General features: G+C 71.4%; 23 protein-coding genes and 1 riboswitch. Of the genes, 11 read left to right on the top strand and 12 right to left on the bottom strand.

What is annotated here, in order from left to right; translation table 11 throughout:
- Positions 1-142 precede the first annotated feature (142 nt).
- Positions 143-1,588 (top strand): aldehyde dehydrogenase family protein, encoded by a 1,446-nt coding sequence (locus KYY02_RS23125; RefSeq protein ID WP_371240857.1) that lies wholly within the window; start codon positions 143-145, stop codon positions 1,586-1,588.
- 84 nt (positions 1,589-1,672) lie between these two features.
- On the opposite strand, the gene KYY02_RS23120 is transcribed toward KYY02_RS23125, so the two are convergent.
- Positions 1,673-2,389 carry a DUF4190 domain-containing protein gene (locus tag KYY02_RS23120; RefSeq protein ID WP_371240855.1) on the bottom strand — a complete coding sequence of 239 codons (717 nt, stop codon included), beginning with the start codon at positions 2,387-2,389 and terminating at the stop codon, positions 1,673-1,675.
- Positions 2,390-2,560: 171 nt separating this feature from the next.
- Between KYY02_RS23120 and KYY02_RS23115 the strand changes: the two genes are divergently transcribed.
- From KYY02_RS23115 to KYY02_RS23105, 3 genes are all read left to right on the top strand, one after another.
- Positions 2,561-3,622: an adenosine deaminase gene (locus KYY02_RS23115; protein ID WP_371240853.1), complete on the top strand. Its 1,062-nt coding sequence runs from the start codon at positions 2,561-2,563 to the stop codon at positions 3,620-3,622.
- 19 nt (positions 3,623-3,641) lie between these two features.
- A complete protein-coding gene (locus KYY02_RS23110; RefSeq protein WP_371240851.1) occupies positions 3,642-4,352 on the top strand; it encodes a glycerophosphodiester phosphodiesterase in 711 nt (236 codons plus the stop codon).
- A gap of 149 nt (positions 4,353-4,501) precedes the next feature.
- Positions 4,502-5,659: a serine hydrolase domain-containing protein gene (locus tag KYY02_RS23105; RefSeq protein WP_371240849.1), complete on the top strand. Its 1,158-nt coding sequence runs from the start codon at positions 4,502-4,504 to the stop codon at positions 5,657-5,659.
- Positions 5,660-5,856: 197 nt separating this feature from the next.
- Here the strand turns inward: KYY02_RS23105 and KYY02_RS23100 are convergent, their stop codons facing one another.
- Positions 5,857-7,296 carry a gamma-aminobutyraldehyde dehydrogenase gene (locus KYY02_RS23100; protein WP_371240847.1) on the bottom strand — a complete coding sequence of 480 codons (1,440 nt, stop codon included), beginning with the start codon at positions 7,294-7,296 and terminating at the stop codon, positions 5,857-5,859.
- Between the two features lie 207 nt (positions 7,297-7,503).
- On the opposite strand from KYY02_RS23100, the gene KYY02_RS23095 reads away from it, so the two are divergent.
- The 7 genes from KYY02_RS23095 to KYY02_RS23065 all read left to right on the top strand — a co-directional run bounded on the left by KYY02_RS23095 (position 7,504) and on the right by KYY02_RS23065 (position 14,413).
- Positions 7,504-8,022: an Lrp/AsnC family transcriptional regulator gene (locus KYY02_RS23095; RefSeq protein ID WP_371240845.1), complete on the top strand. Its 519-nt coding sequence runs from the start codon at positions 7,504-7,506 to the stop codon at positions 8,020-8,022.
- Complete coding sequence (locus KYY02_RS23090) at positions 8,007-9,398, top strand: aspartate aminotransferase family protein (protein ID WP_371240842.1); 1,392 nt, start codon at positions 8,007-8,009, stop codon at positions 9,396-9,398. The genes KYY02_RS23095 and KYY02_RS23090 overlap by 16 nt, the downstream gene beginning before the upstream one ends.
- A 217-nt stretch (positions 9,399-9,615) precedes the next feature.
- Positions 9,616-10,365 (top strand): ABC transporter ATP-binding protein, encoded by a 750-nt coding sequence (locus tag KYY02_RS23085; RefSeq protein WP_371240840.1) that lies wholly within the window; start codon positions 9,616-9,618, stop codon positions 10,363-10,365.
- Positions 10,347-11,696, top strand: a complete 1,350-nt coding sequence (locus tag KYY02_RS23080; protein WP_371240838.1) for a hypothetical protein — start codon at positions 10,347-10,349, stop codon at positions 11,694-11,696. Before KYY02_RS23085 ends, KYY02_RS23080 begins: the two co-directional genes overlap by 19 nt.
- Positions 11,697-11,805: 109 nt before the next feature.
- The gene (locus KYY02_RS23075; protein ID WP_371240836.1) at positions 11,806-12,213 is read left to right on the top strand and encodes a VOC family protein; all 408 of its coding nucleotides are present in this window, start codon (positions 11,806-11,808) and stop codon (positions 12,211-12,213) included.
- A 249-nt stretch (positions 12,214-12,462) separates the two neighbouring features.
- Positions 12,463-13,584, top strand: a complete 1,122-nt coding sequence (locus tag KYY02_RS23070; protein ID WP_371240834.1) for an LOG family protein — start codon at positions 12,463-12,465, stop codon at positions 13,582-13,584.
- A gap of 148 nt (positions 13,585-13,732) precedes the next feature.
- Complete coding sequence (locus KYY02_RS23065) at positions 13,733-14,413, top strand: LAETG motif-containing sortase-dependent surface protein (RefSeq protein ID WP_371240832.1); 681 nt, start codon at positions 13,733-13,735, stop codon at positions 14,411-14,413.
- 65 nt (positions 14,414-14,478) lie between these two features.
- Here the strand turns inward: KYY02_RS23065 and KYY02_RS23060 are convergent, their stop codons facing one another.
- The 10 genes from KYY02_RS23060 to rpsB all read right to left on the bottom strand — a co-directional run bounded on the left by KYY02_RS23060 (position 14,479) and on the right by rpsB (position 25,337).
- A complete protein-coding gene (locus tag KYY02_RS23060; RefSeq protein WP_371240830.1) occupies positions 14,479-15,276 on the bottom strand; it encodes a maleylpyruvate isomerase family mycothiol-dependent enzyme in 798 nt (265 codons plus the stop codon).
- Between the two features lie 24 nt (positions 15,277-15,300).
- Complete coding sequence (locus tag KYY02_RS23055) at positions 15,301-16,320, bottom strand: ABC transporter ATP-binding protein (RefSeq protein ID WP_371240828.1); 1,020 nt, start codon at positions 16,318-16,320, stop codon at positions 15,301-15,303.
- Positions 16,321-17,922 carry an ABC transporter permease gene (locus KYY02_RS23050; RefSeq protein WP_371240916.1) on the bottom strand — a complete coding sequence of 534 codons (1,602 nt, stop codon included), beginning with the start codon at positions 17,920-17,922 and terminating at the stop codon, positions 16,321-16,323.
- A 47-nt stretch (positions 17,923-17,969) separates the two neighbouring features.
- Complete coding sequence (locus tag KYY02_RS23045) at positions 17,970-19,049, bottom strand: thiamine ABC transporter substrate-binding protein (RefSeq protein ID WP_371240826.1); 1,080 nt, start codon at positions 19,047-19,049, stop codon at positions 17,970-17,972.
- An 80-nt stretch (positions 19,050-19,129) separates the two neighbouring features.
- Positions 19,130-19,235, bottom strand: a riboswitch (TPP riboswitch).
- A 24-nt stretch (positions 19,236-19,259) separates the two neighbouring features.
- Complete coding sequence (gene rlmN, locus KYY02_RS23040) at positions 19,260-20,366, bottom strand: dual-specificity RNA methyltransferase RlmN (protein WP_371240824.1); 1,107 nt, start codon at positions 20,364-20,366, stop codon at positions 19,260-19,262.
- 303 nt (positions 20,367-20,669) lie between these two features.
- On the bottom strand, positions 20,670-21,794 hold the full coding sequence (locus KYY02_RS23035; protein WP_371240822.1) for a phosphatidate cytidylyltransferase: 1,125 nt from the start codon (positions 21,792-21,794) through the stop codon (positions 20,670-20,672).
- On the bottom strand, positions 21,794-22,351 hold the full coding sequence (gene frr, locus KYY02_RS23030) for a ribosome recycling factor (RefSeq protein WP_371240820.1): 558 nt from the start codon (positions 22,349-22,351) through the stop codon (positions 21,794-21,796). The genes KYY02_RS23035 and frr overlap by 1 nt, the downstream gene beginning before the upstream one ends.
- A gap of 121 nt (positions 22,352-22,472) precedes the next feature.
- Positions 22,473-23,231: a UMP kinase gene (gene pyrH / locus KYY02_RS23025; protein WP_030824848.1), complete on the bottom strand. Its 759-nt coding sequence runs from the start codon at positions 23,229-23,231 to the stop codon at positions 22,473-22,475.
- 190 nt (positions 23,232-23,421) lie between these two features.
- Positions 23,422-24,258 (bottom strand): translation elongation factor Ts, encoded by an 837-nt coding sequence (gene tsf / locus KYY02_RS23020; RefSeq protein WP_371240817.1) that lies wholly within the window; start codon positions 24,256-24,258, stop codon positions 23,422-23,424.
- A gap of 158 nt (positions 24,259-24,416) precedes the next feature.
- Positions 24,417-25,337 (bottom strand): 30S ribosomal protein S2, encoded by a 921-nt coding sequence (rpsB, locus tag KYY02_RS23015; RefSeq protein WP_371240815.1) that lies wholly within the window; start codon positions 25,335-25,337, stop codon positions 24,417-24,419.
- Positions 25,338-25,459 lie beyond the last annotated feature (122 nt).

The raw sequence follows: 25,459 nt of genomic DNA, 5'->3' as shown, positions 1-25,459 counted from the left end.
GCCCGCACCCCACCCCGCCAAACCGTAGAACCCGCACACCCCCACCACTACGACTCGGCCAAACTCCGCCTCTCGTCCCCCGCCCTACCGTGGACCCAGCACCGCACCCACACCCCGACCGCGGAAGGGCCGGAACCCGCACATGACTTCCACCACCGCCTTCTGGCTCGCCGGCCGCCAGGCCACCGGCGAGACCACCTTCGACGTCACCTCCCCCTGGGACGGCCACACCGTCGGCACGGTGAGCGTCCCCACCGACGCCCAGGTCGAGGAGGCCGTCTCCGCCGCCCACGCCGTCCGCGAGGACTTCGCCGCCACCCCCGCACACGTCCGCGCCGCCGCCCTCGACCACGTCAGCCGCCGACTCGCCGAGCGCACCGAGGAGATCGCCCGCCTGATCTCCGCCGAGAACGGCAAGCCGGTCAAGTGGGCCCGCGGCGAAGTCGGCCGCGCGGTCTCCGTGTTCCGTTTCGCCGCCGAGGAGGCCCGCCGCTTCAACGGCGGCGAGGCCCAGCGCCTGGACACCGACGCCGGCGGCCAGGGCCGGCTCGCCCTCACCCGCCGCTTCCCCAAGGGCGTCGTCCTCGGCATCGCGCCGTTCAACTTCCCGCTGAACCTGTGCGCCCACAAGATCGCCCCCGCGGTCGCCGCGGGGGCGCCCATCATCCTCAAGCCGGCGCCCGCCACGCCCCTCTCCGGTCTGGTCCTCGGTGAACTGCTCGCCGAGACCGGGCTGCCCGCCGGTTCCTGGAGCATCCTCCCGGTCCCCAACGACCGTATGCCCGCCCTGGTCCAGGACGAGCGGCTGCCGGTGATCTCCTTCACCGGGTCCGAGACGGTCGGTTACGCGATCATGGACTCGGTGCCGCGCAAGCACTGCACCCTGGAGCTGGGCGGCAACGGCGCGGCCGTCGTCCTCGCCGACTTCGCGAGCGACGAGGACCTGGACCGGGCCGCGCAGCGGATCGCGACCTTCTCCAACTACCAGGGCGGCCAGTCCTGCATCTCCGTGCAGCGCGTGATCGCCGACGCCTCCGTGTACGACCGTCTGCTGCCGCGCATCGTCGCCGCCGTCGAGGCGCAGGTCACCGGCGACCCGAACGACGACGCCACCGACGTCGGCCCGCTGGTCAGCGAGGCCGCCGCGCGGCGCGTGGAGTCCTGGGTCGACGAGGCCGTCGCCGCGGGCGCCACCCTCCTCACCGGCGGCAAGCGCGACGGCGCCTCCTACGCGCCGACCGTGCTCACCGACGTACCGGCCGAGGCGACGATCTCCTGCGAGGAGGTCTTCGGGCCGGTGCTGACCGTGCGGAAGGTGGACGGGGAGGCGGCGGCCTTCGCCGCCGTCAACGACTCCAAGTACGGCCTCCAGGCGGGCGTGTTCACGCACGACCTGCAGACCGCCTTCCGCGCCCACCGGGCCCTGGAGGTCGGCGGTGTGGTCATCGGCGACGTGCCCTCCTACCGCGCCGACCAGATGCCGTACGGCGGCGCCAAGCAGTCCGGTGTGGGCCGCGAGGGCGTGAGGTTCGCGATGGACGACTACACCTACGAGCGCGTGATGGTCCTGACGGGCCTCGCGCTCTGACCCGTCCGGAGAAGGCCGACGGCCCGGTCCCGCCGTGCGCGGGCCCGGGCCGTCGGCGTCTTCGGTCCGTGGCGACCGGTCCGGTCAGCGGAGGGCGGGAGCGGCGGCGGCCGGGCGATGGGCGCCGTAGTAGTCCTCGTCCTCCCAGCTGTCCTCCTCGCTGTTGAAAGCGGCCGTGATGCCGACGGCTATCAGGACGATCACGGCGATGCCGAGGACGAGGCCGATGATGCCGGTGATCAGGCCGGCCTGGGCCTGTCCGTGGTTGTCGGCCAGGCCCTGCTCGGCCTTCTTACGGCCCTTGACGCCGAAGACGATGGCGAGGACGCCGAGGACGACGGAGACCACGCCGTACACGCAGAACAGGCAGCAGGCCAGGATGCCGAGCACCATGGCGGCGGTGCCCATGCCGTTCTGCCGCTGCACCGGCATGCCGGGCCAGCCGTAGCCCGGCGGGTAGCCGGGGTACCCGTAGCCGCCGGGTGCGCCGGGACCGGTGGGCGCGACGGGCGGCGGGGGCAGCATGGCACCCCGGGTGTCGAACGGCGTGGTGCCGGCCGGGGGCGTGGTGCCGGCCGGCGGGAGGAAGCCGGCGCCCGGCATCCCGGCGACGGTGGGCTGGTCGTGCACGGACGGCGGCTGCGGCGCCGACGGTCCCCCGGCGACGGTCGGCGTGGCCGGCGGTTGCGGCGGCCGACCGGTGCCGGACACGCGGTCCTTGTCCGGTGAGGTGCTGTCCTTCGGGGGTGCCCAGGGGTCATCGGCGCCCGTGTCCCCGTTCGGCTGTGTCGCGTCCGTCATCTGGAGTTCCCCCCTGGCCCTCGATCGTCCGGCCATGCTACGGCTCCACCGCTCCGTGCCGCCCCGCGCCCCCTGCTCCCCACCGCCTACGATGACCTCGAGTCACCGATCAGCCGATCACCCGCGCCCCGCCGCCCGTACGGCCCGTGGGCGCCGTTCCGGGGAGGAACCTTGACCGACCGTCTCGTCGATCCGCACGTCCCACGCGATCTGCACGCCTTCATCGCCGGGCTGCCCAAGGCCGAACTGCACGTGCACCACGTCGGATCCGCCTCCCCCCGCATCGTCTCGGAGCTGGCCGCCCGCCACCCCGACTCCAAGGTCCCCACCGACCCCGAGGTCCTGGCCGACTACTTCACCTTCACGGACTTCGCCCACTTCATCGAGGTGTACCTGTCCGTCGTCGACCTCGTCCGCACCCCCGAGGACGTACGGCTGCTGACCTACGAGGTGGCGCGCGAACTGGCCCGGCAGCGGGTGCGGTACGCCGAGCTGACCATCACCCCGTTCTCCTCCACCCGGCGCGGCATCGACGAGCGTGCCTTCATGGACGCGATCGAGGACGCGCGCAAGGCGGCCGAGAGCGAGTTCGGGACCGTGCTGCGCTGGTGCTTCGACATCCCCGGCGAGGCCGGGCTGGAGTCCGCCGAGGAGACCGTGCGGCTCGCCACCGACGACCGGTTGCGCCCGGAGGGCCTGGTCTCCTTCGGTCTCGGCGGGCCCGAGATCGGGGTGCCCCGTCCGCAGTTCAAGCCGTACTTCGACCGCGCGATCGCCGCCGGACTGCACTCCGTGCCGCACGCCGGCGAGACCACCGGTCCGGAGACGGTGTGGGACGCGCTGGGCGAACTGGGCGCCGAGCGCATCGGGCACGGCACCAGTTCGGCCCGCGACCCCAAGCTGCTCCAGTACCTGGCCGAACGGCGCATCCCACTGGAGGTGTGCCCCACCTCCAACATCGCCACCCGCGCGGTGGCCACCCTCGACGAGCACCCCATCAAGGAGTTCACGCGGGCCGGCGTCATCGTCACCGTCAACTCCGACGACCCGCCGATGTTCGGCACCGATCTCAACAACGAGTACGCGGTCGCCGCGCGGCTGCTGGAACTCGACGAGCGGGGGCTGGCCGACCTGGCGAAGAACGCGGTCGAGGCGTCGTTCATGGACCCGGCCGGCAAGGCGCGGCTGGCCGCCGAGATCGACGCCCACACCTCGTCCTGGCTCGCCTCCTGACCACCCGCGAAGGGCCGCCATGCAGAACGTGACCGCCGTGGCCCACCGCGGCGACCCCTACCGCGTCCGTGAGAACACCCTCGCCTCGCTGCGGTCCGCGCTCCTCCGGGGCGCGGACGCGGTGGAGATCGACGTACGCCTCACCCGGGACGGCGTCCCGGTGCTGCTGCACGACGACACGCTGAAGCGGCTGTGGGGACACGACCGTCCGCTGCGGTCGCTGTCGTGGGAGGAGGTGCGCGGGGTCACGGACGACGGGGTGCCCACGCTCTCCGACGCGCTGGCGGCGGCGGACGGCGGCCGGGTGATGATCGACCTGCCCGGCGCGCCGGACGTCCGCGCGGTGCGCCGGGTCGTGGACGCCGTGCGCGAGCGGGACGCCCAAGGCCGCGTCCACTACTGCGCCGGCGCCCCCGCCATGCTCGCCGTACGGGCGGCGGACCCGTCCGCCGAGATCGCGCTCACGCGCACGACCCTGGCACCGGCCCGCGCCGGTCTGCTGGAGACGATCCGTCCGCGCTGGCTGAACTACCGTTTCGGCCTGGTCGACCGCGCCCTGGCGGACCGTGTCCACCGCGCCGGTTACCTGCTCTCCGTCTGGACCCCGGACACCCGCCGCTCCATGCGCCGTCTGCTGGCCCTGGGCGTCGACTCGATCACCACCAACCGCGTCGACGTCCTGTGCGCGCTGCGTGACGCCGGGGGCCGTTCGGGGCGGCGGGCTCCCTAGGGGCGACCCCTGACGGCTCCCCCGCGCATCCAGGGGAGCCGATCGGGGATGCGCCAGGGCGGGCGCCCTCCCCGGCGACGATCCGGAGGCGGTCCGCACGGCCGGAGGATGATCGCGTCCTTTCGCCGAACTCCCCCGAGGAGCAACCGATGCGTCCCCGCCGTCGCACCACCCTTCTCGCCGCCTCCCTCGTCCTCGCCCTGGGCGCGGGCCCGCTCGCCGCGCCCGCGTTCGCCGCGCCCACCCCGTCGGCGCCCGTGTGCAGTACCGCACCGTCGAACAAGGCGCTGTGCGAGGCGGTCGGAGGGCTGCCCGACGAGAGCACCACGGCCGCACTCGTCCGGCTGGGCGGCACCGGGGGTTCCTGGCAGGGCAGTTCGGGGGTGCGGGACCTGGTGAGCGGCCGGGCGGCCGACCCGGACGCCCGGTTCAGGGCCGGTTCGACGACCAAGGTGGTGACGGCCGCCGCCGTCCTCCGGCTGGCGGCGCAGGGCGAGGTCGACCTCGACGCGTCGGTCGAGCGCTACCTGCCCGGCCTGCTCGGCCCCGAGTTCAAGAAGCCCGTCACGGTACGGAACCTGCTGAACCACACCAGCGGCATCCAGCCCGGCGACAGCTGGGGGGACACCTTCGAGGAGCAGTACGCACACCGCTACGACACGCTCACCCCGCGGCGGGTCGTGAAGTCGGCGGTCGCACGGGGACCGGCGTTCGCCGCCGGTGATGAGCAGCAGTACCTCAACATCAACTACACGATCCTCGGCATGCTGATCGAAAGGGTGACCGGACGGTCGTACGCCTCCGAGGCGGCCCGGCTCGTGCTGCGCCCCGCCGGGATGCGGCACACGTACTTCCCCGGCACGGACCCCCGCGTCCGGGGGCCGCACCACCGCGGCTACCAGGCGGTGCCGCAGCCGGACGGGACGACCCGGCTCGTCGACGTCACCGAGTGGAACGTGGCCGACCGCTGGGCGGCCGGGGACATGATCTCGACCACCGCCGACCTGGAGCGGCTCGTCACGGCCCTCTTCAGCGGACGGATCGTGCCCGAACCGCAGTTGCGGGAGATGTTCACGGTCCCGGCGACCGTCGAGGGCGCCGCCCACAGTGCGGGCCTGACCCGCTGGGAACACGAGGGCACGGTCTACTGGCTCAAGAGCGGCGCCCGCCCCGGCTGCAGCACGGCGATCGCCGCGACCGAGGACCTGGGTCTCACCCTCGTGTACTCGCTCTCCGACACCGACGCGAAGGACACGACGGCGAACCCGGTCGCCGAGCGCATCAGGGAGGCCGCCCTCAAGTCGTGAGCACCGGCGCCGTGTTCGGCGTGAGCGCCTCCAAACGCTTGATCCTCTCGCGGACGACGTACAGCGGGACCACGCCGAACACGCCGAACGCCATGTCGACGACGCTCCGCCAGAGGGGGATGCCGCGGATCGGGCCGCAGATCAGCGCGAGCGGGCCCCGGACGGTGGTCCACCGTCCGGGGCCGACGCCACGGCGCTTACGCGTCCAGGGACGTCATCACGTGCTTGATGCGCGTGTAGTCGTCGAAGCCGTACGCCGAGAGGTCCTTGCCGTAGCCCGACTTCTTGAAGCCGCCGTGCGGCATCTCCGCGACCAGCGGGATGTGGGTGTTGATCCACACGCAGCCGAAGTCCAGCTTCTTGGACATCCGCATCGCACGGGAGTGGTCCTTGGTCCACACCGAGGAGGCCAGCGCGTACTCGACGCCGTTGGCGTACGCGACGGCCTGGTCCTCGTCGGTGAAGGACTGGACGGTGATGACCGGGCCGAAGACCTCCTTCTGGACGATCTCGTCGTCCTGGTCGAGGCCGGAGACGACGGTCGGGGCGTAGAAGTAGCCCTTGTCGCCGACGCGCTTGCCGCCGGCGACCACGCGCGCGTGCGCCGGCAGCCGCTCGATGAAGCCCTCGACCTGCTTGAGCTGGCCGGCACTGTTGAGCGGACCGAAGAACACGTCCTCGTCGTCGGGCATGCCGGTCCTCGTGCCGGCGGCGGCTTCGGCGAGCGCGGAGACGAACTCGTCGTGGATCGACTCGTGCACGAGGACGCGCGTGGCGGCCGTGCAGTCCTGTCCGGCGTTGAAGAAGCCCGCCTCCGAGATGCCCTCGGCGGCCTTGGCGATGTCGGTGTCCTCGAAGACGACGACCGGGGCCTTGCCGCCCAGCTCCAGGTGGACCCGCTTGAGGTCCTTGGACGCGGACTCGGCGACCGACATGCCGGCGCGCACCGAACCGGTGATGGACGCCATCGCCGGGGTGGGGTGCTCGACCATCAGGCGGCCGGTGTCGCGGTCACCGCAGACGACGTTGAAGACGCCCCTGGGCAGGATCGAGCCGAGGATCTCGGCGAGCAGGACCGTGGAGGCCGGGGTGGTGTCCGAGGGCTTCAGGACGACCGTGTTGCCCGCGGCGATCGCCGGGGCGAACTTCCACACGGCCATCATCATCGGGTAGTTCCAGGGCGCGACCTGCGCGCAGACGCCGACCGGCTCGCGGCGCACGAGGGAGGTCAGGCCCTCCATGTACTCACCGGCCGAGCGCCCCTCGAGCATCCGCGCCGCGCCCGCGAAGAAGCGGATCTGGTCCACCATCGGCGGGATCTCCTCGGTGCGGGTCAGCCCGACGGGCTTGCCCGTGTTCTCCACCTCGGCGGCGATGAGTTCCTCGGCGCGCTCCTCGACGGCGTCCGCGATCTTCAGCAGGGCCTTCTGGCGCTCGGCCGGGGTGGTGTCGCGCCAGCCGGGGAACGCCTCGGCGGCGGCCGCCATCGCGGCGTCCACATCCGCCTGCCCGGACAGCGGAGCGGTCGCGTACGCCTCGCCCGTCGCGGGGTTGACCACCTCGGTGGTCCGGCCGTCGGCGGCGTCCCGGAACTCACCGCCGATGTAGTTGCGCAGACGACGCAGCTCGGTGCTCACTGCAGGCCCTCCTGGTGTTCCTCGTGGGTGTCCGAGGTGTCTGGGGTGTCGAGAAATGTCGAGTGTCCAGCCTCTGAGACACCCACCCTAGACCGACAGCCGATGTTTCCAACACCCCCACCCACCCCACTCCTGCGAAATCCGCAAGCAGAGGCGTCCAGGACAACGAAATTCATCGATCTAACCTTGCGAAACTGTCGATACGTCGTGCACAGTGGCACCGTGGCCAGTCGAAGCGCAGACCCGAAGGACTCCCGCGAGTCCAGGAACGGCGACCGTCCCCCGTTGGACGCCGTCTCCCTCGCCATCATCGAGCAGCTCCAGGAGGACGGCCGCCGGCCGTACGCCGCCATCGGCAAGGCCGTGGGCCTGTCGGAGGCCGCCGTGCGCCAGCGCGTGCAGAAGCTCCTCGACCAGGGCGTGATGCAGATCGTCGCCGTCACGGACCCGCTCACCGTGGGCTTCCGTCGCCAGGCGATGGTCGGGATCGACGTCGAGGGCGACGTGGAGGCCGTGGCCGACGCGCTGAGCGCCATGGACGAGTGCGAGTACGTGGTGATGACCGCGGGGTCCTTCGACCTCATGGTCGAGATCGTCTGCGAGGACGACGACCACCTCCTGGAGGTCATCAACGGGCGCGTCCGGGCCGTTCCCGGGGTGCGTTCCACCGAGAGTTTCGTCTACCTCAAGCTCAAGAAGCAGACCTACATGTGGGGAACCCGATAATCGTGAGCACCGGCAGCACCGAGGACCTCAGCAAGGCCGCGTACGACCACCTGTGGATGCACTTCACCCGCATGTCCTCGTACGAGAACTCCCCCGTCCCCACCATCGTCCGGGGCGAGGGCACCCACATCTACGACGACCGGGGCAAGCGCTACCTCGACGGCCTCGCGGGCCTGTTCGTGGTGCAGGCGGGCCACGGCCGTCAGGAACTCGCGGAGACCGCCTCCAAGCAGGCCCAGGAGCTGGCCTTCTTCCCCGTGTGGTCCTACGCCCACCCCAAGGCCGTGGAGCTCGCGGAGCGGCTCGCGCACGAGGCCCCGGGCGACCTCAACAAGGTCTTCTTCACCACCGGCGGCGGCGAGGCGGTGGAGACCGCCTGGAAGCTCGCCAAGCAGTACTTCAAGCTCGTCGGCAAGCCGACCAAGTACAAGGTCATATCCCGCGCGGTCGCCTACCACGGCACCCCTCAGGGCGCCCTGTCCATCACCGGACTGCCGGCTCTGAAGGCCCCGTTCGAGCCCCTGGTGCCGGGCGCGCACAAGGTGCCCAACACCAACATCTACCGGGCGCCGATCCACGGCGACGACCCCGAGGCGTTCGGCCGCTGGGCCGCCGACCAGATCGAACAGCAGATCCTCTTCGAGGGCCCGGACACGGTCGCGGCCGTCTTCCTGGAGCCGGTGCAGAACGCCGGCGGCTGCTTCCCGCCCCCGCCCGGCTACTTCCAGCGGGTGCGCGAGATCTGCGACCGGTACGACGTGCTGCTCGTCTCCGACGAGGTCATCTGCGCCTTCGGCCGGCTCGGCACCACCTTCGCGTGCGACAAGTTCGGCTACCTGCCGGACATGATCACCTGTGCCAAGGGGATGACCTCGGGCTACTCCCCCATCGGCGCGTGCATCGTCTCCGACCGCCTGGCCGAGCCGTTCTACCGGGGCGACAACACCTTCCTGCACGGCTACACCTTCGGCGGCCACCCGGTCTCGGCGGCCGTGGGCATCGCCAACCTCGACCTGTTCGAGCGCGAGGGCCTCAACCAGCACGTGCTGGACCACGAGGGCGCCTTCCGCGCGACCCTGGAGAAGCTGCACGACCTGCCGATCGTCGGCGACGTCCGCGGCAACGGCTTCTTCTACGGCATCGAACTGGTCAAGGACAAGAACACCAAGGAGTCCTTCGACGCCGACGAGACCGAGCGCGTCCTGTACGGCTTCCTGTCGAAGAAGCTCTTCGAAAACGGCCTGTACTGCCGTGCCGACGACCGCGGCGACCCGGTCGTCCAGCTCGCCCCGCCGCTGATCTCGAACCAGGAGACCTTCGACGAGATCGAGCAGATCCTGCGCGCGACCCTCTCGGAGGCCTGGACCAAGCTGTAGGCCATTGGAGGTTCCGATCTTCCTTCTGAATGATCAACACCGGCCCCGATGTCGCCCGTTCGAGTGAGAAACGGGCGTCCGGGGCCGTGTGCTGTCCAGCCTCCCGCCGCGGCCTGCCTAGCGTGCGAGTGACCGATCGGCCCTGCCTTCGTTCCCCCGGACGGGGGACTCACCCGAACCGCTCACGGCATTTCCGATCCGAACCGAGGTGTACGCCATGGTGGCCCCACCGGACAACGACGTGCTCTGGGCGCGAGCCCTGTACTACCGGTACGACGACGGCTCGCCCGGACTGAGCGGGGTCTCGCTCGGTGTCCGGGAGGGCGAGATCCTCGCCGTCGGCGGCCCGCGCGGCAGCGGCAAGACGACCCTGCTGCGCTGTCTGTCCGGCCTGCTGCCCGCACGCAGCGGCGAGGTCTGGTTCAACAGTGTGCCCGTGCACACCATGAGCCCCGTCGTCCGCGAGCGGCTGCGCCGGGACCACTTCGGCTGGATCGACCCGGACCCACTGCTGGTGCCCGAGCTGAACGTCTGGGAGAACACCGCCCTGCCGCTGATGCTGCGTGGCACCGGCCGACGCCACGCCAGGACGACGGCCCTGGAGTGGCTGGAGCGCCTCGACATCGGCGACGGGGCCCGCAAGCGCCCCGGGGAGCTGACGCAGGCCGAGCGGCAGCGGGTGTGCATCGCCCGCGCCCTCGCCCCGGCGCCCTCGGTGCTGTTCGCCGACGAGCCGACCGCCCCGCTGCACCGCGTCGACCGCACCCACGTGCTGCGCACGCTCACCACCGCGGCCCGCTCGCACGGCATCACAGTGGTCCTCGCGACCGACAACCCGCAGACCGTGGCCCTCGCCGACCGCACGGTGTCGCTGCTCGACGGGCGGCACGTGCGCACCGTACACCTGCCGCCGGTCTCCGGGGCGGCCGAGTCGGAAGGCCGGGCGGCATGCTCGCTCTCCGTCTGACCCGAGGCGCCCACCTCGCCGCCCAGCTGCGCCGTCTCCTGGTCGCGGCCGCGTCCGCGGGCACGGGCTTCCTGCTGCTCAGCGCCCTCGGGCACGCGCTGAGCCACCCCGACCCGTCCGCCTCGGCGCTCCGGCTGGCCTGGTGCGCGGTCCCGCTGGCGGCCACCGTGCACTTCGCGGTCGCGGTCGCCCGCACCGATCCGGCCACCCGGCCCCGGCCCGGCCTGTCGGCGATCGGGCTCGGTCCCGCCCGGCTGATGGCGATCTCCGCGGCCACCACGGCGCTGTCCTGCGTACTGGGCTCGACGCTGGCCCTGCTGGTCTTCCTCCAGCTGCGCGGCGACCTCACGGGCACGCCCTTCGACGGCGCCGCGACGGACTTCCTCGCCGCCGGACGGCCGCTTCCGCTGCCTGCCGCCCTGACCCTGCTGGCGCTGGTTCCGCTGAGCGCTTCGGCGGCCGTGGCGGTGACGCTGCGACCGCGTGGCTCTGCGGCGGACGCGGCCCGCGCGGGACGGACGTACGGCCGGTTCGGCGCGTACCGGCGCACGGCGGTGCGCGAGTCGTTCGGGTCGTACGGCCGGTTCGGCAGGCAGCTGGGGGCGGCGGCACGCGGCCGGCGTACGGCCGGGCCGGCACCGGAGCCGGAGCCGGAGCCGGACGGGGACGGTCCCCAGACCTCCGACCAGACCTCCCCCGAGACCTCCCCCGAGACCTCCGCCGAGGCCCCGCCCGCCGTGCCGCTCGCGTCGCCGTCCGGGCTGCCGTGGGGTGTCGCGGTGCTGGCGGCCGGTCTGGCCATGGAGGCCTTCGCGAGCCGTACGGGCGGCGGGAGCACGCCGGGCGACCGGCCCTCCGCGCTGCTCGGTCTGGCCCTGACCGCCGTCGGTCTCACTCTGGCCGGTCCCGGCCTCACCCATCTGTGCGGCAGGCTGCTCCAGACGGCACGGCCCGGCGCGTCGCGTCTGCTGGCCGGACGGGTCCTCATGGCCGAGGCCACGCGCATCGGATGCCCGCTGGGCGTGGTCTGCGCGGTGATGTCGACCGCGTACGCCCTGGCCTCGCTGCACGACCGTGAGGACGCCTCCTTCGGCCCGCTCGTCGTACTCGGGGCTCTGCTGGTGGCCGGCTGCACGACGGCGACGCTGCTGACGGCCGCCGTCGAGGCCAAGCAGGCCCGCGCCGACACCACCGCCGCGCTGCGGCGCCTCGGGGCGGTCGCGGGGACGCTGCGCCGGGCCGCCGCGCTCCGCGCGGGCGCACTGCTCGCCCTGTTCGGCCTGCTGACCCTGGTCGTGGCCGAACTGTCGGCGTGGCCGCTGGCCCGCTGAGCTTGTCGGGAAACCGGTCCGGAAAAAATCTCCCCGGGCCGATGAGTTCCGCGCGGGCGCCCGGTCCACCCCCACGAACACCACGGAACCGAAGGGGAGAGGACCCGCCATGTACCAGCAGATGATCTTCGTGAACCTGGCCGTCGACGACCTCGAGGCCTCGAAGGAGTTCTTCACGGAGCTCGGCTACTCGATCAACCCGCAGTTCAGCGACGAGACCGCCGCGTCGGTCGTGATCAGCGACACGATCGTCGCGATGCTGCTGACCAGGCAGAAGTACGCGCAGTTCACCAGGAAGGAGATCGTGGACGCCGCGAAGAGCAGCGAGGTGCTGCTGGGGTTGAGCGCGGAGAGCCGCGAGAAGGTCGACGAGCTGGTGGAGAAGGCCGTCGCGGCGGGCGGTTCGGTTGCCGGCGAGACCCAGGACCACGGCTTCATGTACGGCCGCGCCTTCGACGACCTCGACGGCCACACGTGGGAGGTCATCTGGATGGACCCGGCCGCGGTGCAGGGCTGACGCGCACTCGGGCCCGGGGGGTGCCGCTCGGGTCGGACCGGCTCCGGTGAGCGGCGCCCTGCGGACGGGCCGGGCGGGGGCCGGTGCCGTGCACCGCGAGGTGGAGGAGGTCGCCGGGGCGGAGAGCCCTGGCGGCCGACGGCACCGCGGCGGTGGGGGTCCTCCCGCACGGGCGAAGCCGCGCGCGGGAAGCCGTACCGGACCCCCACCCCCGGCAGGATCCAGAGGACACCCCCCTAGCATGGGCGGGTGCAGACGAGTCCCGCCCATGCCGTCCACCACGGGGACCGTGAGATAGAGACGCTCGAGGAGTTCGACGCGATCGTCTCGTCCCGCGGCACCCTCTCCGGATTCCGTGTCCAGTCCGTCGACCTGACCGATCGGACACGGGAGTTGCTCACCAACGACACCACCGGGGCCGTCTTCCTCGGCTGCCGGATGCGCCCCGGCGCGGCGGAGAAGATCCGCGCCGACGGCGCCCTGGTCCTCCCGCCCCTCCCGGGCCTGCCCTTCGACCCGTACCGGGGGCGTCTCTACACGCCGGACGACCTGTTCGCCTCGCTCGACAAGGGGTACGAGGCGACCCCGGACGCGCTGGCCTACGCCTGGTTCCAGCGGACCAAGGCGGACGGCGACATCTTCGCCTCCATGCTGCGCGCGGTCCACGACGACTCCATGTCCGACGCCCTCGACGAACTCCTGCGCGGAGCGAGGGTCGTGGGTGTGATGGGCGGTCACGCGATGGCCCGCGGCACCGAGGAGTTCCGGGGCGCCGCCCGGCTCGGACGGGCGCTGACCCACGCCGGCTTCACGGTGGCGACGGGTGGCGGACCGGGCGCGATGGAGGCGGCGAACCTCGGCGCCTACGCGGCCCCGTACGACGACGCCGTGCTGGACGAGGCCTGCGAAATCCTCTCGACCGCACCCTCGTTCACGCCGTCGATCACCGACTGGGCGCGTGCCGCCTTCGAGGTGCGCACCCGCTGGCCGAGGGGCGACCACTCGGTCGGCATCCCCACCTGGTTCTACGGCCACGAGCCGCCGAACGTCTTCGCCTCGCACATCGCGAAGTACTTCGCCAACGCCACCCGCGAGGACGGGCTGCTGGCCCGCTGCAACGCGGGCGTGGTCTTCCTGCCGGGCGCCGCCGGCACCGTACAGGAGGTCTTCGACAACGCGACGCCGAACTACTACGAGTCGCGCGGCGAGCCCACGCCCATGGTGCTGGTGGACCGGGCGCACTGGACGGAGAAGCTGCCGGCCTGGCCGCTGCTGCGGTCGCTCGCCCGGGAGCGCTCGATGGAGGCCCGCATCACTCTGGTCGACCGGATCGAGGAGGCACCGGAGGCCTTGAAACGTCTGGGCGGTTAATAAGAAGGCAAAGCCCGGTACCACTGCAGGCGTATGCGTTGACACTACTTATGCGGCGCTTATAGACCTGGGAGCCGCACGGGGGTGCTGATGTTCCGTCAGCTCTCCCTCAACCCCCCGCATATGAACTCTTCCGTAAAGGACAAACGTGGCAGTTCTGTCCGTATCCCGTCGTACCGTCGCGCGCTCCGTGCGCGCCCTCGGTGTCGTCTCCGCGTCCGCCGCCCTCGCGATCGGCGTCGCCGGCAACGCGGTGGCCTGCGACATCACCGAGTTCTCGGCCGAGGCCAAGTGCGTCGGCGACAAGGGCGTCATCACCGTCACCGACAAGGACCCGGCCGGCGTCCCCGCCACCATCACCGTGTTCCTGCAGGACAAGCAGATCGGCGAGCAGGTGGTCAAGGGCACCGCTGAGGGCACCACCATCACCTTCGAGGAGGACTGGAAGCCGAACGCCGAATACCGCATCCACGTCGACGCGAAGCCCTACGTCGACGAGGACATCAAGCCGAACCTGGTCACCCCGGCCACGGCCTGCAAGACGGAGGAGGAGCCCCCGGCCGACGAGGAGCCCGCCCCGACCCCGTCGGAGTCCTCCTCCCCCCCTGCCGAGGAGCCCGGCGCGCCGACGCCGTCGGCGAGCGGGAGCACCGTTCCGGCGGACACCTCGAGCAACGCGCCGTCCCCGGCCGGTGGGTCGAACCTCGCCGAGACCGGTGCCGACTCCAACACCGGTCTGATCGTCGGCGTCGCGACCGCCCTGGTCGTGGTCGGCGGTGGCGCCGTCTTCTTCGGCATGCGCCGCCGCGGGGCGAACAGCCGGAGCTGACACCTCACGGACACACCGATGGCCCGTCCCCTCTCCGGGGGCGGGCCATCGCCGTCGCCGGCCGCTCAGCCGAACGTCGCCCGCTGCAGCCACTGCTCCAGCACCTCCCGCTCGCCGGTCACCCCCACCCGCGGCGCGTCCAGCGGCAGCCGCCGGTAGAAGGCCAGAAGCACTGAGGTGAGCGGACCGCGCAGGGCGACCGTGGCCTTCTCGTGGCCGCGACGCCAGGAGAAACCGTCCTCGGCGAGTTCGATCAGCCACTCCGCGTCGGTCCCCGCCTCCGCGTCGGTGGCGTGCAGATGGATGGTGCGCCGGGGCCCGCGCAGTTCGTGCACCGTGTCCTCCGGCAGCGTCTGCTGCGCCCACTCCACGATCTCCAACCACTCGTCGATCGCGTCGGCGGCGGCGTCGGGTGCGACCTCGAAGGGCAGTCCGGCGGCAAGGGCCGCGTCCGCGCGGTGCACGATCAGTTCGTGCGTCATGCGGCGGGCCCAGAATCCGGCGTCGCAGACGCCCGCCCAGCTCCATACCCTCGCGTCCGGCCCGGCGTCCCGCAGCGCGCCGACGGTCAGCTCGCCGCACTCCGCCAGCCACGCGTCCAGCGCGCCGGGATCGCCCCGCACCTCGGGCCCGCCGAATCCCGGCACCCGCTCCTCGGGAACCTGCTCCTCCGCCCCGGTGCGCACCATCAGCGCGGCCCAGCGCAGGGCGCCGCCGACATGCCGTACGAGCTGCTCCAGGGACCAGTCGGGGGTGGTGGGCACCGTGCCGGACAGGTCGGCGCCGGATGTGACGACGGTCCGCAACTGCTTCGTCTGTCGGGCGATCTCCCGGCAGTAGTGGTCGTGCGCGAGTCGAGTCATGTCGCACACCCTAGGAAGCCGCGCTCATCCCAGCACCACGATTTCCGTCGCGTCGAACTCCACCCCGACCTCGTCCCCGACCTCCGGCGCAGCCCTGAGCGCGCAGGCCGCCTCCAGGCAGGGGGCGTCCTCCGGCTGGAGGCGGACGGCGACGTGCGTGCCGCGGAAGGTGCGCGCGGCCACCGTGCAGCGCAGCCCCTCGTCGGCCGGAACCAGCCGGACGCCGGCGGGCCGGACGAGGAGCGTGCGGGCGCCCCGTGGGGCGCCGTCCGGCACGGGCGCCTCACCCCAGGGGGTCACGGCGACGCCGTCCGCGACCGTCGCCTCGACGACGTTCTCGAAGCCGAGGAAGCGGGCCACGAAGGCGTCGGCCGGACGCTGCCACACCTCCAGTGGCGTCCCCGACTGGGCGATCCGCCCGTCCCGCATCACCACGACCCGGTCGGCCAGTGCGAACGCCTCGCCCTGGTCGTGGGTCACGGCGAGCACGGTGGTGCCCAGCCGGCCGAACAGTTCCCGCAGTTCGACGACCAGCCGTTCCCTCAACGACCGGTCGAGCTGCCCGAGCGGCTCGTCGAGCATCAGCAGCCGGGGACTCGGCGCGAGGGCGCGGGCCAGCGCGACACGCTGCTGCTCCCCGCCGGACAGCGCGGCGACGGCGCGTCCGGCCGCCCCCGGCAGACCCACGAGGTTCAGCAACTCCCGTACCCGGTCCGACTGTTCGGTGCGCGACGCACCGTGCATCCGCAGCCCGAAGGCCACGTTGCCGCCCACGTCCCGCTGCGGGAAGAGCTGGTGGTCCTGGAACATCAGCCCGACCCCGCGCTTGTGCGCGGGCACCCCCGCCTGGTCATGTCCGTCGAGCCGGATCCGCCCGGAGTCGAGGGGCTGCAGTCCGGCCACCGCCCGCAGCAGCGTCGACTTGCCGCTGCCGCTGGGACCGAGCACACAGACGATCTCGTGCTCGGCGACCCCCAGGTCGACGGCGTCCAGCACCGCCCGCCCGCCCAGGCGTACGGTCGCGCCCTGAAGGCTCAGCAGCATCTAGAACTCCCCGGTCCGTTCGGTCCGCAGCCGCTCCAGCAGCAGCAGCGCCACCGCGCACACGATCATCAGAATCGTCGACAGGGCCATCGCCTGGCCGTAGTTGAGGGCTCCGGGCCGCCCCAGCAGCCGTGCCACGGCGACCGGCAGGGTGGGGTTCTCGGGCCGCGCGATGAACACCGTCGCCCCGAACTCCCCGAGCGACACCGCGAAGGCGAACCCGGCCGCGATCAGCAGCGCCCGCCGCACCATCGGCAGGTCCACCTCCCGCCACGCCCGCCACGGCGACGCCCCGAGCACCGCCGCCGCCTCCCGCAGCCGTACGTCCACGGCCCGCAGCACCGGCAGCATGGTCCGTACGACGAAGGGGACGCCGACCAGCGCCTGGGCGAGCGGGACCAGGATCCAGGAGGCGCGCAGGTCCAGCGGCGGCTCGTCGAGGGCGATCAGGAAACCGAAGCCGACGGTCACGGCGGACACCCCGAGCGGCAGCATCAGCAGCGCGTCGAAGCCGCGCACCAGCCGTCCCGCGTCCCGCCGGGTCAGCGCGACGGCGGCGAGGGAGCCGACCAGCACGGCGATGGCGGTGGCGGCGACCGCGTACTCCAGCGAGTTGCCGACCGCCTCGATCGGCGCCACCAGGAACACTCCCCCGTCGTCCTCGGTCAGCGCCCGGTAGTAGCCCAGGCCGGCGGCCCCGAAGGAGCGCTGCACCAGGACCGCGAGAGGCAGCAGGACCAGCACGGCGACGGTGCCGACGACTGCGCCCAGCAGCGCCCACTGCCCGGCGCCGCGCGGCCGGCGTGCGGTCACCGAGGCGTCCACCAGCCGCAACGCGGTCTCCCGGCGCCGTACGGTCCAGGCGTGCAGGGCGAGGATCGCACCCACGGCGACGAACTGGATCATCGTCAGGACGGCGGCCGTGGACAGGTCGAAGATCTCGGAGGTCTGCCGGTAGATCTCCACTTCGAGGGTGGAGAAGGTCGGACCGCCGAGGATCTGGACCACGCCGAAGGAGGTGAAGGTGAACAGGAAGACCATCAGCGCGGCGGCGGCCACGGCGGGCGCGAGCGCGGGCAGGGTGACGGTGCGCCAGGCCGCGAACCGCGAGGCGCCGAGCATCCGCGCGGCCTCCTCCTGCCGCGGGTCGAGCTGGGACCACAGCCCGCCCACGGTGCGCACGACGACCGCGTAGTTGAAGAAGACGTGCGCGAGCAGGATCGCCCACACCGTGGTGTCCAGCCGTACGCCCCCCAGTTCGTCGAGCAGCCCGCCGCGTCCGACGAGCGCCATGAACGCCGTGCCGACGACGACCGTCGGCAGCACGAACGGCACGGTGACCACGGCCCGCAGCACCTGTTTGCCGGGGAAGTCGAAACGGGCGAGGACATACGCGCCGGGCAGGGCGACCAGCAGGGTCAGGACGGTGGAGACGAGGGCCTGCCAGGTGGTGAACCACAGGACCTGACGGACGCCGGACTGCGCCAGTACGTCCCCGATCCGCCCGAGCTGCCAGGTCCCGCCGGTCTTCAGCCCGCGCGCGAGGATCGCGGTGACGGGGTAGGCGAAGAAGACGGCGAAGAACGCGACGGGCACGGCCATCAGACCGAGCCGTGCCGCGCTCCCGCGCCATCCCGCCGCGGTGCGCGTCACCTCAGTACGAGCGAGGTCCACGACTTGACCCACTGGTCACGGTTGGCGGCGATCTTCTCCGCATCCATGGTCTGCGGGTCCTTCGCCTGCGGCCCGAACTTCGCGAACTCCTCGGGCACCTGGGCGGCCTCCCGCACCGGGTAGACGAACATGTTGAGCGGCATGTCGTCCTGGAACGTCTTGCTGATCAGGAAGTCGAGCAGCGCCTTGCCGCCCTCGGGGTTCTCCGCGTTGCTCAGCAGCCCCGCGTACTCGACCTGGCGGAAGCAGGTGCCCTCGGCGACTCCCGTGGGGGCGGTGTCCGGCTTCGGGTCGGCGTAGACGACCTCGGCGGGCGGCGAGGAGGCGTACGACACCACCAGCGGCCGGTCGGCCTTGGCCTGTTTGCCGCCGGCCGAGCCGGAGAACTCCTCGTTGTAGGCCTGATCCCAGCCGTCGACCACCTTCACGCCGTTGGCCTTGAGCTTCTTCCAGTAGTCCGGCCAGCCCTCGTCCCCGTACGCGGCGGCCGTCCCGAGCAGGAAGCCGAGGCCGGGTGAGGAGGTGGAGGCGTTCTCGACGACGAGGAGGTCCTTGTACTCGGGCTTGATCAGGTCGTCGAAGGTCTTCGGCGGGGCCAGGTCGTGCTCGGCGAACCACGCCTTGTCGTAGTTGACGCAGACGTCGCCGCTGTCGACCGGGGTGACCCGGTGCTTGTCCTCGTCGACCCGGTACTCGGGCAGGATCGAATCCGCGCCCCTCGCCTCGTACGGCTGGAACAGCCCGTTGTCGAGGGCGCGGGACAGCAGGGTGTTGTCGACGCCGAAGAAGACGTCGCCCTGGGGGTTGTCCTTGGTCAGAATGGCCTTGTTCACGGCCTGCCCGGCGTCGCCGTCCTCAAGGACCTTCAGCCGGTGGCCGGACTGCTTCTCGAACGCGGCGACGACGTCCTTCGACACCGCCCACGAATTGTGGCTGACGAGGGTCACGGTCCTGGACCCGCTGCCTTCGGCGTCGTCGCCGGACGACCCGCACGCGGACAGCGTGACCAGCCCCAGCCCGACGGCCAGGGCCGCGGCCTTCTTGGTGATACCCACTTGGTTCCTCCTGGAGTGACCAGGAAGAGACGCGGCCCTGCCCGGAACCCCTCTGCGGAGTCCCGGGCAGGGCGCAACAGCTCGAGTGATGACCGATCTCCCTACCCAGAATGACCTGGGCCAGGTTCGGAGGGTCTGCGGCCGGTGCCGCACTCTCAGCGCTGTGGCGCTCCCCTGTCGGAATATGAAGATGTGCTTGCGCGGGTCACATTACCTCTCGCTCGCGGCGAGCTGACCACACGCCCCGTCGATCTCCTGACCACGGGTGTCCCGGATCGTCACCGGCACACCGTGTGCGGCGATCGCCTCCACGAACGCCTTCTCGTCCTCCGGACGGGAGGCGGTCCACTTGGAGCCGGGCGTGGGGTTGAGCGGGATGAGGTTGACGTGCACCGGCCGGCCCTTGAGCATCCGGCCGAGCCGGTCGCCCCGCCAGGCCTGGTCGTTGATGTCCCGGATGAGCGCGTACTCGATGGACAGCCGCCGCCCCGACCTGGCCGCGTACTCGAACCCGGCGTCCAGCACCTCACGCACCTTCCACCGCGTGTTCACGGGGACGAGGGTGTCGCGCAGTTCGTCGTCGGGGGCGTGCAGCGAGATGGCGAGCCGGCACTTGAATCCCTCGTCGGAGAACCGGTGGATCGCCGGCACGAGACCGACGGTCGACACGGTGATCCCACGCTGCGACAGCCCGAGCCCGTCCGGCTCGGGGTCGGTGAGGCGACGGATGGCTCCGACGACCCGGTTGTAGTTGGCGAGCGGCTCACCCATGCCCATGAACACGATGTTGCTCAGCCGCGCCGGACCACCGGGTACCTCTCCGTCCCTCAGCGCCCGCATCCCGTCCACGATCTGGTGCACGATCTCGGCGGTGGACAGGTTCCGGTCGAGGCCGGCCTGCCCGGTCGCGCAGAACGGACAGTTCATGCCGCAGCCCGCCTGGGAACTGATGCACATGGTCACCCGGTCCGGGTAGCGCATCAGCACGGACTCGACGAGCGTGCCGTCGAACAGCTTCCACAGCGTCTTGCGGGTGGTTCCCTGGTCGGTCGACAGGTGCCGTACGACCGTCATCAGCTCCGGAAGCAGCGCGTCCTGCAGTGTGGCGCGGGAACCGGCGGGGATGTCGGTCCACTGCTCCGGTTCGTGCGCGTACCGCGCGAAGTAGTGCTGCGACAGCTGCTTGGCGCGGAACGGCTTCTCACCGGCCGCGGCGACCGCCTCCTTGCGCTCGGCGGGCGTGAGATCGGCGAGGTGCCGCGGCGGCTTCTTGGCTCCGCGCGGCGCGACAAAGGTGAGTTCTCCGGGCTTAGGCATGGCTCTACCAGTGTCGCAGATCCACTCGGGTGACCCGGTCGGGCTCGGCACGGACCGGCGGTCATGACGAGGAGGCCGGAGGCGTAGGTCCTCGTACGGTGCCACGGGCCGCAGTGACGACGCGGCCTGCGGCGGCCCTGCTGGCCGAGGAGCGCCTCGCACACCGGCAGGGCAGGTGTCACCGTGGTACCTGCCGTCGTCCCCCGCCTCGCCTGTGCCACCGAACGGCTTCGCTTCCTGCTGGACGGCGGCGGGCCCCCGTCCGGAGAGGACGGGGGCCCGATCCGGCCACGTGGGTACGGGTCACCCGGACCCGACGAAGAGCACCAGCAGCAACCACACCACCGGTGCCGTGGGCAGCAGGGAGTCCAGGCGGTCCATGATGCCGCCGTGGCCGGGGAGCAGCGTGCCCATGTCCTTGATGCCCAGATCGCGTTTGATCATGGACTCGCCGAGGTCGCCCAGCGTGGCGCTGGCCGCGACCGCGAGCCCCAGGAGCAGGCCCTGCCACCAGAGGCCGTCGTCGATCAGGAACTGCATGCACAGCGCGCCGACGGCCATCGCGAAGACCACCGCGCCCAGCAGGCCCTCACGGGTCTTGCCGGGGCTGATGCGCGGGGCGAGCTTGGTCCTGCCGAAGCGCCAGCCGACGGCGTACGCGCCGGTGTCGCTGACGACCGTCAGCAGCAGGAAGGTCAGGACGCGCCACGGGCCGTCGTCGGCGGTGAGCATCATGGCGACGAAGGTCGCCAGGAACGGCACGTAGAACGCCGCGAAGACGCCCGCCGTGACGTCCTTGAGGTAACCCTCGGGCGGCTCCGCCATACGCCAGACCAGCACCGCCAGCGCGGTGAGCGCCATGGCGACCCACGCGCCCTCGGCCCCCCGGGCGTACCCGGCGACGACCATGGCCGCACCGCCCAGCGCGAGCGGCACCAGGGGCGCCTTGACGTCCTTGCGCTCCTGCAGCCGCGACGTCAGCTCCCACAGGCCCACCACCACGGCGACGGCGACCACACCGACGAAGACCGCCTTGACGACGAACAGCGACGCGACGATCACCACGCCGAGTCCGGCACCGACGCCTATCGCGGCCCCGAGATCCCGCCCCGCGCTCTTCTTCTGCGGTACGGGTGCCGGCTGCGGGACGTCGGGCATGGGCTCCGGATTCTGCGGCACCTCCCCCGGAAGGGGTCGGGCCCGCGTCGGCTCGTCTCGGACCGGGGGGCCGCTCGGCCGAGCGGCCCCCCAGTCCGCGCCCTGGTCTCCGCCGTGTTCGGGTACGCCGGGCACGAAGGGCATGGGACGCGTGTGCTGCGCGTTGTGCGCATCGTACGCGGGACCCGCCGGAGCGGCCCCCCAGCCCTGCCCGTGGTCGGACGGCCCCCAGTACCCGGTCTGCGGCGTCCCCCAGGAAGAGTCGTTCATCAGACCTCGAGCAGCTCCGCTTCCTTGTGCTTCAGGAGCTCGTCCACCTGGGCGACGTACTTCGTGGTGGTGTCGTCGAGCTCCTTCTCCGCACGGCGGCCCTCGTCCTCGCCGACCTCGCCGTCCTTGATCAGCTTGTCGATGGCGTCCTTGGCCTTGCGGCGCACGGAGCGGATGGAGACCTTGGCGTCCTCGCCCTTGGTCTTGGCGACCTTGATGTAGTCGCGGCGGCGCTCCTCGGTGAGCTCGGGGAACACCACGCGGATGATGTTGCCGTCGTTGCTCGGGTTGACGCCCAGGTCTGAGTCACGGATCGCCTGCTCGATGTTGCGCAGCGCGCTCTTGTCGAACGGCGTCACCACGGCCATGCGCGGCTCGGGCACGGAGAACGAGGCCAGCTGGTTGATCGGCGTCAGCGCGCCGTAGTAGTCGGCCACGATCTTGTTGAACATCGCCGGGTGCGCACGGCCGGTGCGGATCGCGGCGAAGTCCTCCTTGGCGACCACGACGGCCTTCTCCATCTTCTCCTCGGCCTCGAGGAGGGTCTCTTCGATCACCACTTGCTCCTGCGTGTCTTGAGTAGGCCCGGCCGCGGTACCTCATCAGGGGCGGCGGCCGGCTGCGTCGCGTCTTCTTCCTGCACGGTTTCCGACCGGCAGGACATTGTCCACCCCCCGGTCAGTTGCGGCCGGCTTGGTCGCCCACCAGCGTGCCGATCTTCTCACCCTTGACGGCGCGGGCGATATTGCCCTCCTTCAGAAGCTCGAAGACGACGATCGGAAGGCTGTTGTCGCGGCAGAGCGTGACGGCCGTGGCGTCGGCGACCTTCAGGTCCCGGGTGATGACCTCGCCGTAGCCGAGCGCGTCGAACTTCACGGCGTCCGGGTTGGTCTTCGGGTCGGAGTCGTAGACGCCGTCCACACCGTTCTTGCCCATGAGCAGCGCCTCGGCGTCGATCTCCAGGGCGCGCTGGGCGGCGGTGGTGTCGGTGGAGAAGTACGGCATGCCCATACCGGCGCCGAAGATGACCACACGGCCCTTCTCCAGGTGCCGCACGGCACGCAGCGGGATGTAGGGCTCGGCGACCTGCCCCATGGTGATGGCGGTCTGCACGCGGCAGTCGACGCCCTCCTTCTCCAGGAAGTCCTGGAGGGCGAGACAGTTCATCACGGTGCCGAGCATGCCCATGTAGTCGGAGCGGGCACGGTCCATGCCGCGCACCTGGAGCTCGGCGCCGCGGAAGAAGTTGCCGCCGCCGATGACGATCGCGATCTGCGCGCCGTCCCGGACGACGGCCGCGATCTCACGCGCGATGGCGTGCACCACGTCGGGGTCGACGCCCAGGCCCCCGCCACCGGAGAAGGCCTCTCCGGATAGCTTCAGCAGGAACCGGCCGCGTACTTTGCCGTCGTCGCTCTTCTCAGCCTTGGTGGTCATCGGGGATCCCGCCTCTTTCACGTGTTGCACATACGAAGGAGGCCATTGCCGGTGGGGCGTGGTTCGCATCCCATGCGGCAATGGCCTCCTCGTCAGATCTGCTGTCTCCCGGCACGCGCGCGTGCGTGGACGCGTGTCCGAACGACTGCTGTCGACCCTATCGGGGTCGCGCGCCCGTCGCGGTACGGACTCAGATGCCGACCTTGATGCGCGTGAAGCGCTTCAGGGTGACACCGGCCTCGTCCAGGACCTTCTGGACGGACTTCTTGTTGTCCAGCGCGTAGGGCTGGCCGAGCAGCGTGGCGTCCTTGAAGAAGCCGTTGAGGCGACCCTCGACGATCTTCGGCAGGGCGGCCTCGGGCTTGCCCTCGGCGCGGGTGGTCTCCTCGGCGACGCGGCGCTCGGACTCGACGACCTCGGCCGGCACGTCCTCCTTGGAGAGGTACTTCGGCGCGAAGGCGGCGATGTGCTGGGCGACGCCCTTGGCGACCTCGGCGTTCGGCTTGTCCAGCTCGACGAGGACACCGATCTGCGGCGGCAGGTCGGGCATCGTGCGGTGCATGTACGCCGTCACGTAGCCGTCGGTGAACTGGGCAAAGCGGTCCAGGACGATCTTCTCGCCCAGCGTGGCGTTGGCCTCGTCCACAAACGCCTGAACGGTCTTGCCGGCCTCGATCTCGGAGGCGAGCAGGGCCTCGAGGTCGGCCGGGGAGGTCTTGACGACGTGCTCGGCGATGGTGGTGGCCACGGCCTGGAACTTGTCGCCCTTGGCGACGAAGTCCGTCTCGCACTTCAGCTCGACGAGGACGCCGGAGGAGTTGTCGTCGGCGATGATCGAGACCACGGCGCCGTTCTCGGCGGAGCGGCCCTCGCGCTTGGCGACGCCCTTCTGGCCCTTGATACGGAGCGCCTCGACGGCCTTCTCGACGTTGCCCTCGGCCTCGTCCAGCGCCTTCTTGCAGTCCATCATGCCGGCGCCGGTGAGCTCCCGGAGCTTCTTGACGTCGGCGGCGGTGTAGTTCGCCATGAGTCTGTGAGTCTTTCTCGAAGTCTGGAGGTTCGGAGATCTGCGGGGTCAGGGGACCTGATCGACGGCAGGTGTCCGACACGCCGCCGACCTACAGGTGGACGGCGGGAGCGGAGGTGACGTCACCGCTCCCGCCGTCATCAGCTCTGACGGGACGGTCAGGCCTGCTCGGCCTCGGCGGCCGGAGCGGCGGGGGCCTCGGCGGCCGGAGCGGCCTCGGCGGCGGGGGCCTCGGCGGCGGGGGCCTCGGCCGGCTGCTCGGCGGCAGCCGGAGCGGCCTCCTCGGCCTTGTCCTCGTCGGCCTTCTTCTCGCCCGCGAGCAGGTCGCGCTCCCACTCGGCCAGCGGCTCGCCGGCGGCCTTCTCGCCCTTGCCGGCCTCGGCGACACCGGAACGGGACATCAGGCCCTCGGCGACGGCGTCGGCGATCACGCGGGTGAGCAGGGTGACTGAGCGGATCGCGTCGTCGTTGCCCGGGATCTTGTAGTCGACCTCGTCGGGGTCGCAGTTGGTGTCGAGGATGGCGACGACCGGGATGTTGAGCTTCCGGGCCTCGCCGACCGCGATGTGCTCCTTCTTGGTGTCCACGATCCAGACGGCGCTGGGCACCTTCTGCATCTCGCGGATACCGCCGAGGGTCTTCTCCAGCTTGGCCTTCTCGCGGGAGAGGACCAGCAGCTCCTTCTTGGTGAGGCCGGAGGCGGCCACGTCCTCGAAGTCGATCTGCTCGAGCTCCTTGAGGCGCTGCAGGCGCTTGTAGACGGTCGAGAAGTTGGTGAGCATGCCGCCCAGCCAGCGCTGGTTGACGTAGGGCATGCCGACGCGGGACGCCTGCTCGGCGATGGCCTCCTGCGCCTGCTTCTTCGTACCGACGAACATGACCGTGCCGCCGTGGGCGACGGTCTCCTTGACGAACTCGTAGGCGCGGTCGATGTACGACAGCGACTGGAGCAGGTCGATGATGTAGATGCCGTTGCGCTCCGTGAAGATGAAGCGCTTCATCTTCGGGTTCCAACGACGGGTCTGGTGACCGAAGTGGACGCCGCTCTCCAGCAGCTCCCGCATCGTGACGACGGCCATGGCCGTATCTCCTCGAATTTCTCGGTTGTGCCGCGGATGCCGGACGGCTCCCGCGCCTGACGCCCGCGACGCGCCGTTGCCACGAAGGACCGAGGGGCGCTGACATCAGGGCTGCGGTTGAC

The sequence above is a fragment of the Streptomyces pimonensis genome, assembly GCF_041380215.1.
Classification (GTDB): Bacteria; Actinomycetota; Actinomycetes; order Streptomycetales; family Streptomycetaceae; genus Streptomyces; species Streptomyces pimonensis.
The sequence above is the reverse complement of the archived record's forward strand: the minus strand, read 5'-3'. Positions and strand labels throughout refer to the sequence as shown.